The organism is Cupriavidus sp. 05T313, from assembly GCF_056396665.1.
This window is the reverse complement of record NZ_JBFTLX010000308.1, coordinates 1-7,546: the sequence shown is the minus strand read 5'-3', so window position 1 is coordinate 7,546 and position 7,546 is coordinate 1. Positions and strand designations below refer to the sequence as shown.

The following is a 7,546-nucleotide window of genomic DNA, read 5'->3' as shown; positions in this document are numbered from 1 at the left end:
GTGTTGGTTGTTGCACCCAACAGCGTACGACATCCCCCTGCGGGGGACGCCGGTCACTCTTGGGTCCAACAACCAACACCGCCAAAACCAACGCCCCAAGACCGCCCCCCTTACCCCCCAAACGCAGCAGCAGCCCGCTGCAACCGATCCCTAACCCCATCCCACTCACACCCATCCGGCAAGACCTCAAACACCAGTCTCGAATACCCCTCCCGATCCAACCTCCGCAACAACCGATAAAGCTCTCGAGCATAAGCCTCGGCGTCGGCAGGCGCCTGCACCCAAACGCACCGCGGATCGGCAACCGCCTCGCCCCCCACCCATGCCACTTTGGCATCAGCAGGCAAATCCGCCAACTGGGCCGGCAAATCCGCAGCGGAAGACAACGCCAGCGAAGTATGCGGCGCATAGTGCGCCTTAAGCGTCCCCGAAGCCCGCGGCGCAGTGGCATCCGGCGGCAAGGGCGTCACGCCCAGGACCTGCGCCATCATCGCCGCCGTAATCGCGCCAGGTCGCAGCAATACGGGGCCAATGCCCTGCTCCAGCCGCGATAGATCCACGATGGTCGATTCGATGCCAACCTCCACCCCATCGCCTTCGAGCACAAAGACGGCGTCGCCAAACTCATCCCGCACATGCTGCGCGGTGGTCGGGCTGACCTGGCCGAACTTGTTTGCCGACGGCGCGGCAATGCCTCCTCGCCCGCGCTTGAAGCGTGCCAGCAGCGCCTGCGCGACGGGATGCGAGGGGCAACGCAGGCCGATGCTGTCCTGCCCGCCGGCCACCGCTGCCGGTATATGACTGGCGCGCTTGAGGATCAGCGTGAGCGGGCCAGGCCAGAAGGCGTCGATCAGTTGCTGCGCGGCCGGCGGCACGTCGTCGACCCAGTAGCTGATATCGCCGCCGTCCACCACGTGCACGATGATCGGATGGTTGGACGGCCGGCCCTTGGCCGCGTAGATGCGGGCGATGGCCTGGGGGTTTTCCGCGTCGGCGCCGAGGCCGTAGACCGTCTCGGTGGGAAAGGCGACCAGCTCGCCGGCTTCCAGCAGTTGGACCGCTTGGTCAAGTTCGGCGGACGTGGGCATGCGCGACATCGGGGATCTCTGGGGTGGGCGTTACTACGAAACTACAAAACTACGAAGCTACAAGACTACGAAAGCGGGAGAACCCGCCGGGCACGCCGACAGCGCACCCGACCGGGCAAGCCTTCACGACTCGATGTGCAGCGCCTTCAAGGCAGCGTCGAACGCGCGGCCCGCATCGGTGGCTTCGCCGCCCACGCAGTTCACATGGCCCATCTTGCGCGAGGGGCGCGCATCGTTCTTGCCGTACAGGTGCAGCTTGGCACCGGACTGCGCCACGACTTCGTCCCAGGCCGGCGTGCGCTCCAGACCGAACTCGAACCACACATCGCCCAGCAGGTTGAGCATCTTGYCCGCCGAATGCTGGCGCGTGCTGCCCAGCGGCAGGCGGGCCATGGCGCGCACCTGCTGCTCGAACTGGCTGGTTTCGCAGGCGTCCATGGTGATATGGCCCGAGTTGTGCGGGCGCGGCGCCATTTCGTTGGCAACCAGCGAGCCGTCCGTCAGCACGAAGAACTCGATGCACAGCACGCCCACATAGCCCATCTCGGTGGCGATGGTGGCGGCGGCTGCGCGGGCCCGCGCGGCGATCTCGTCGGAAACGCTCGTGGCGGGCATCACGGTGGAGAACAGGATGCCGTCGCGGTGCACGTTTTCGGCCAGCGGCCAGGTGGCGGTGCTGCCGTCGGCGGCACGCGCGGCCAGCACCGAGACCTCGTAGGCCAGCGGCAGCATCTTCTCCAGCACGCAGGGCACATGCTGCATGGCGCGCCAGGCAGCACGCACGTCCTCGCGGCTCTTGACGCGGGCCTGGCCCTTGCCGTCGTAGCCCATGCGCGCGGTCTTCAGGATGCCCGGCAGCAGGTCTTCGGGCAACTGGTCGACGTCGGCGTCGTGCTGGATCACCCAGTGCGGCGCGGTGGGCACGCCAGTGCGCTCGGCGCAGGAGGCGAAGAACTTCTTCTCGCCGATGCGGTTCTGCGCGATCGACACGCAGTAGCCGCGCGGCGCCACGAAGGCGCCCAGTTGTTCGAGCCGGTCCAGCGAGAGCGACGGCACGTTCTCGAATTCGGTGCTCACCGCCGGGCACAGTCTGGCCATCTCGGCCAGCGCGGCTTCGTCGGTGTAGGCCGCGCAGATATGCTTCTCGGCGATGGTGCCGGCCGGGCTGTCCTGGTCCGGATCGAGCACGCAGACCTTGTAGCCCATCGCCTGGGCGGCATGGGTGAACATGCGGCCGAGCTGGCCGCCGCCCAGCATGCCGAGCCAGGCGCCGGGCAGCACCGGCGCGCTGGGGTTGTCGATGCCGAACTCGGCACGCGACTCCGGCGTGTGGGCTTCGACCAGGTGGGGATGGATATCGGTGGGCATTGCGCGTCTTTCCGGATTCGGGGCTTAAGTTAGTCGGCTGGTCTGGTGTTGCTTGCGTGTTATACCGGCAGCGTCATCGCGCGCGCAGCTTCGGTCTGCCTGGCACGGAATGCTTCCAGCGCCGCGGCCAGCGCGTCGTCGGTGGTGGCCAGCGTGGCGATGGCGTGCAGCGCGGCGTTGGCGGCGCCAGCCTCGCCGATGGCGAAGGTGGCGACGGGCACGCCCTTGGGCATCTGCACGATCGACAGCAACGAGTCCTCGCCGCGCAGGTAGCGCGACGGCACGGGCACGCCGAATACCGGCACGATGGTCTTGGCGGCGATCATGCCGGGCAGGTGCGCGGCACCGCCGGCACCGGCGATGATGGCGCGCAGGCCACGTTCACGCGCCGTGGCGGCGTACTCGAACATATCGTCGGYCATGCGGTGGGCGGATACCACGCGCGCTTCGAAGGCCACGCCGAAATCCTTCAGCATGGCGACCGCGTTCTGCATCACGTCCCAGTCGGAACTGCTGCCCATCACAACGCCGACCAGCGGCTTGGCTGTATTGCTCACGTTAAATCCTTAAACATCGTCTGGCGCCTGGTGGCGCCAGTCCTCGCCATCCGGCAATGATTACTGCAGTTCCTCGCCGGTCAGGCGCGTCAGCGCCTCGCGGTACTTGGCGGCGGTCTTCTCGATCACGTCGGCCGGCAGCGCCGGTGCCGGCGCGGTCTTGGGCCACGGCTTGCCGTCGATACGCACCGATTCCAGCCAGTCGCGCACGAACTGCTTGTCGAAGGACGGCGGGTTGGTGCCGACCTGGTAGGAATCCGCCGGCCAGAAGCGGGAGGAATCCGCGGTCAGCACTTCGTCCATCAGCGTCAGCGTGCCGTTCTCGTCCAGGCCGAACTCGAACTTGGTGTCGGCAATGATAATGCCGCGCGTGGCGGCATAGTCGGCCGCTTCCTTGTACAGGCGGATCGAGATGTCACGCATCTGGYGGGCCAGGTCGGCGCCGATGCGGGCTTCGGTTTCGGCGAAGGAGATGTTCTCGTCGTGCTCGCCCATCTCGGCCTTGGCGGCCGGGGTGAAGATCGGCTCGGGCAGCTTCTGCGCGTTCTGCAGGCCGGCGGGCAGTTCGATGCCGCAGACGCTGCCGGTAGCCTGGTAATCCTTCCATCCGCTGCCGGCCAGGTAGCCGCGCACCACCGCTTCCACCAGGATCGGCTTGAGGCGCTTGACCACCACGGCGCGGCCTTGCACCTGCTCGACCTCGGCCGGGCTCACGACGCTCTCGGCGGAGACATCGGTCTCGTGGTTCGGCACGATGTGGGCCAGCTTCTTGAACCAGAAGTTGGCCATCTGGTTGAGCACGCGGCCCTTGGCCGGGATYGGCTCGCCCAGGATGACGTCGAAGGCCGACAGGCGGTCGGTGGTGACGATCAGCAGCTTGTCGTCGCCGACGGCGTAGTTGTCGCGGACCTTGCCGTGACCGAGCAGCGGCAGCGAAGTGATGGAGGACTGATAGAGAGCGTTCGACATGGTGGTTCCGATAGGAGGCACTAACAGAATGATCCAGCATGATCCCGAGTGATCCTGCGCATCATTTTGTTAGCGCCTCTCGGGCCCCGGCAACATGCGCCGGGGCCTGAAAAGCGTCGTCCCCGCGCCTCTCCTTGTTACGGGATCAGGGCGGGGACGGCACGGGGTTCAGCTTACTGCACGACCTGGGCGAGTTCGCCCGACTTGTACTTCTGCGCGACGGCGTCCAGCGAGACCGGCTTGATCTTGGATGCCTGGCCTTCGCAGCCGAAGGCGATGTAGCGTGCCTTGCAAACCAGCTTGGCGGCTTCGCGGGCCGGCTTCAGGTACTCGCGCGGATCGAACTTGCTGGGGTTCTCGGCAAAGAAGCGGCGGATCGCGCCGGTCATGGCAAGGCGGATATCGGTGTCGATATTGATCTTGCGCACGCCGAACTTGATGGCTTCCTGGATTTCCTCGACCGGCACGCCGTAGGTTTCCTTCATGTCGCCGCCGAACTGGCGGATTTCGGCCAGCAGTTCCTGGGGCACCGAGGACGAGCCGTGCATCACCAGGTGGGTGTTGGGGATGCGGGCGTGGATTTCCTTGATGCGGTTGATCGCCAGGATGTCGCCGGTGGGCTTGCGGGTGAACTTGTAGGCGCCGTGCGAGGTGCCGATGGCGATGGCCAGGGCGTCGAGCTGGGTGGCCTTGACGAAGTCGGCGGCCTGTTCCGGGTCGGTCAGCAGCATGGAGTGATCCAGCTTGCCTTCGGCGCCGATGCCGTCTTCCTCGCCGGCTTCGCCGGTTTCGAGCGAGCCCAGGCAGCCAAGTTCGCCTTCGACGGTCACGCCGATGGCGTGCGACATCTGCACCACCTTGCGGGTTACGTCGACGTTGTATTCGTAGTCGGCCGGGGTCTTGCCGTCTTCACGCAGCGAGCCGTCCATCATCACGGAGGAGAAACCCAGGTCGATCGCGGCCTGGCAGATCACCGGCGACTGGCCGTGATCCTGGTGCATCACCACCGGGATATGCGGGTAGGCTTCCACGGCGGCTTCGATCAGRTGGCGCAGGAAGTGCTCGCCGGCRTACTTRCGCGCGCCGGCSGAKGCYTGCATGATCACCGGSGCRTTGACCTCGTCGGCGGCCTGCATGATGGCCTGWACCTGTTCSAGGTTGTTCACGTTGAAAGCGGGCAGACCGTAGCCGTTTTCGGCGGCGTGGTCGAGCAGCTGGCGCATCGATACGAGTGGCATGTCAAAACTCCTAAAGAAAGAATGGGGTGTCTCGGTATTCGTTTATTCGTCTTCGCATATTGGCTATGCGTGTGCGGCTGATCCTACGTGCACGGCGGCCGGCGTTCTGTCCGGCGCGGCACACTCAGGCGCCGACGCGGACAATCTTCAGCGTATTGGTGCCGCCCGGCTGGCCCATCGGCTCGCCAATGGTCAGCACGATAAAATCGCCGCGCTGCACAACGCCGCGCGACAGCAAGAGTTCCTCGGCCTGCTCCAGCGCGGTATCGCGGTCGGCGCTGGCTTCCAGCGGCAGCGGCACCACATTGCGGTAGAGCTGCATCTTGCGCTGCGAGGCCACGTTGGGCGTCATCGCGTAGATCGGCACATGGATGCGGTGCCGGCTCATCCACAGCGCGGTGGCGCCGGAATCGGTCAGCGCGGCGATGGCCTTCACCTGCAAATGATAGGCGGTGAACAGCGCGCCCATGGCGATCGACTGGTCGATGCGGCCAAAGGTCTGGTTGAGGAAATCGGTGTCGAGCTGGACCACCTCGGATTTCTCCGCCTCGACGCAGACCGCGGCCATGGCTTCCACGGTTTCCACCGGATAGCGGCCGGCGGCGGTCTCGGCCGACAGCATCACGGCGTCGGTGCCGTCCAGCACGGCGTTGGCCACGTCCGACACCTCGGCGCGCGTCGGCACCGGGTTGACGATCATGCTCTCCATCATCTGGGTAGCGGTGATGGTCAGCTTGTTGGCCTCGCGCGCCAGCCGGATCATGCGCTTTTGCAGCGCCGGCACGGCCGCGTTGCCCACTTCCACGGCCAGGTCGCCGCGGGCCACCATGATGCCGTCGGAGGCCTGCAGGATCTCTTCCAGCACGCCCGGGCGGATCGCCTCGGCGCGCTCGATCTTGGCGATCATGCGAGCCTTGTGCTGGTGCGGCTGGCCGGCCACGGCGGCGAGCTGGCGGGCCATTTCCATATCGGTGGCGTTCTTGGGAAAGCTCACCGCGACATAGTCCGCGCCCAGCGCCATGGCAGTCTTGATGTCGTCCATGTCCTTGGCGGTCAGCGCCGGCGCCGACAGGCCGCCGCCCTGGCGGTTGATGCCCTTGTTGTTGGACAGCTCGCCGCCGATCCGGACCGTGGTGAAGATCTCGTGGCCGAGCACGCGGTCCACCACCAGCACGATCAGGCCGTCGTTGAGCAGCAGCAGGTCGCCCGGGCCCACGTCGCGCGGCAGGTCTTCATAATCCAGGCCCGCCCGCTCCTGGTTGCCCAGGGTGCAGGTGGAATCAAGGATGAAAGCGTCGCCCGGCTGCAGCGTGATCTTGCCGTTCTCGAACTTGCCGACGCGGATCTTCGGCCCTTGCAGGTCGGCCATGATGGCGACTTCCCGGCCGCAGGCCCGGGCCGCCTCGCGCACCAGGCGGGCGCGCTCGATATGGTCCGCGGCTACGCCGTGGGAGAAGTTCAGGCGCACCACGTCGACCCCTGCCGCGATCATGCGCGTGAGCATTTCCAGCGTGCTGGAGGCGGGACCGATGGTGGCGACAATCTTGGTCGAGCGGGTCATTGGCAAATCTTCCTTATCGAGGGCCAGCGCCGTCCGGCGGCGCCGGCACGGCTTGCTTCCTGCGCGCCACGCGGCGCCGGCGCCAGGCCAGCGCCAGCCACAGCAGCGGCACGCCAACCAGCAGCCAGGGCAGCGCGCCGGCGGCCACGCGGATCAGCACGGCCAGGCTGCCGAGGAACAACTCGGCGATATCGTTAAAAGCGTCGCGCAGCGGCGATACCTTTCGTTGGCTGACAAAGCTCTCGCGCGCAATAAAGTCGATACGGACTTCGTTGCGGTCGGTTTGCGCCGCCAGCATCTTGCGCAGGCCGTGGATGGTATCCAGTTCGCCCTGCACGCGCGCCAGTTCGCGCTCCAGCTCGATCACGTCGCGCAGCGGACCGCGCGCGTTCTGCAGCATGGCACGCAGGCGGTCGCGCAGCTCGGTGGTGTTCTTGATGCGGGCCTCGGCATCGATCACCTGGTCGGTCTTGTCTTCGCTCGACACGGCGTTGGATACCACCGTGCCGCCTTGCTCCGCCGCTTTCAGCAGGTCCGGCAAGGATTTCGGCGCGATGCGCGCGCGCAGCTCGCCACGCGGCGATGCGCCATCGCGGCTGCGCGTGAAACCCGCCTCCAGCAACTCGCAGCCCAGCGCCTGGCAACGTTGCACCACGCTCTTCCAGCCGGCCTCCAGGGCATCGGCGGTATTCTCCACCGTCAATGCGTACTTGAGCGCGAGGTAGCGGCGCTCCGCTTCCTGCTGCTCTCCCTGTCCACCCTGCC

The 7,546-nt window shown here is 66.5% G+C and carries 7 protein-coding genes; all 7 read right to left on the bottom strand.

The genetic code is table 11. From position 1 onward, the window contains the following. Positions 1-110 precede the first annotated feature (110 nt). On the bottom strand, positions 111-1,097 hold the full coding sequence (locus tag AC1DKD_RS36960; protein WP_441635979.1) for an L-threonylcarbamoyladenylate synthase: 987 nt from the start codon (positions 1,095-1,097) through the stop codon (positions 111-113). A gap of 114 nt (positions 1,098-1,211) precedes the next feature. Then, positions 1,212-2,456, bottom strand: a complete 1,245-nt coding sequence (locus AC1DKD_RS36955; RefSeq protein ID WP_477144405.1) for a 5-(carboxyamino)imidazole ribonucleotide synthase — start codon at positions 2,454-2,456, stop codon at positions 1,212-1,214. Positions 2,457-2,515: 59 nt separating this feature from the next. Then, positions 2,516-3,013, bottom strand: a complete 498-nt coding sequence (gene purE, locus AC1DKD_RS36950; RefSeq protein WP_477144404.1) for a 5-(carboxyamino)imidazole ribonucleotide mutase — start codon at positions 3,011-3,013, stop codon at positions 2,516-2,518. A 60-nt stretch (positions 3,014-3,073) separates the two neighbouring features. Further along, positions 3,074-3,982 carry a phosphoribosylaminoimidazolesuccinocarboxamide synthase gene (locus AC1DKD_RS36945; RefSeq protein ID WP_477144403.1) on the bottom strand — a complete coding sequence of 303 codons (909 nt, stop codon included), beginning with the start codon at positions 3,980-3,982 and terminating at the stop codon, positions 3,074-3,076. 173 nt (positions 3,983-4,155) lie between these two features. Beyond that, positions 4,156-5,220, bottom strand: coding sequence for a class II fructose-bisphosphate aldolase (gene fba, locus AC1DKD_RS36940; protein ID WP_045237234.1), 1,065 nt, complete (start codon positions 5,218-5,220; stop codon positions 4,156-4,158). 124 nt (positions 5,221-5,344) lie between these two features. Then, a complete protein-coding gene (gene pyk, locus AC1DKD_RS36935; protein WP_477103313.1) occupies positions 5,345-6,781 on the bottom strand; it encodes a pyruvate kinase in 1,437 nt (478 codons plus the stop codon). Between the two features lie 13 nt (positions 6,782-6,794). Beyond that, a partial coding sequence (locus AC1DKD_RS36930) for a DUF4349 domain-containing protein (protein ID WP_477144402.1) occupies positions 6,795-7,546 on the bottom strand: 752 nt, incomplete at its 5' end.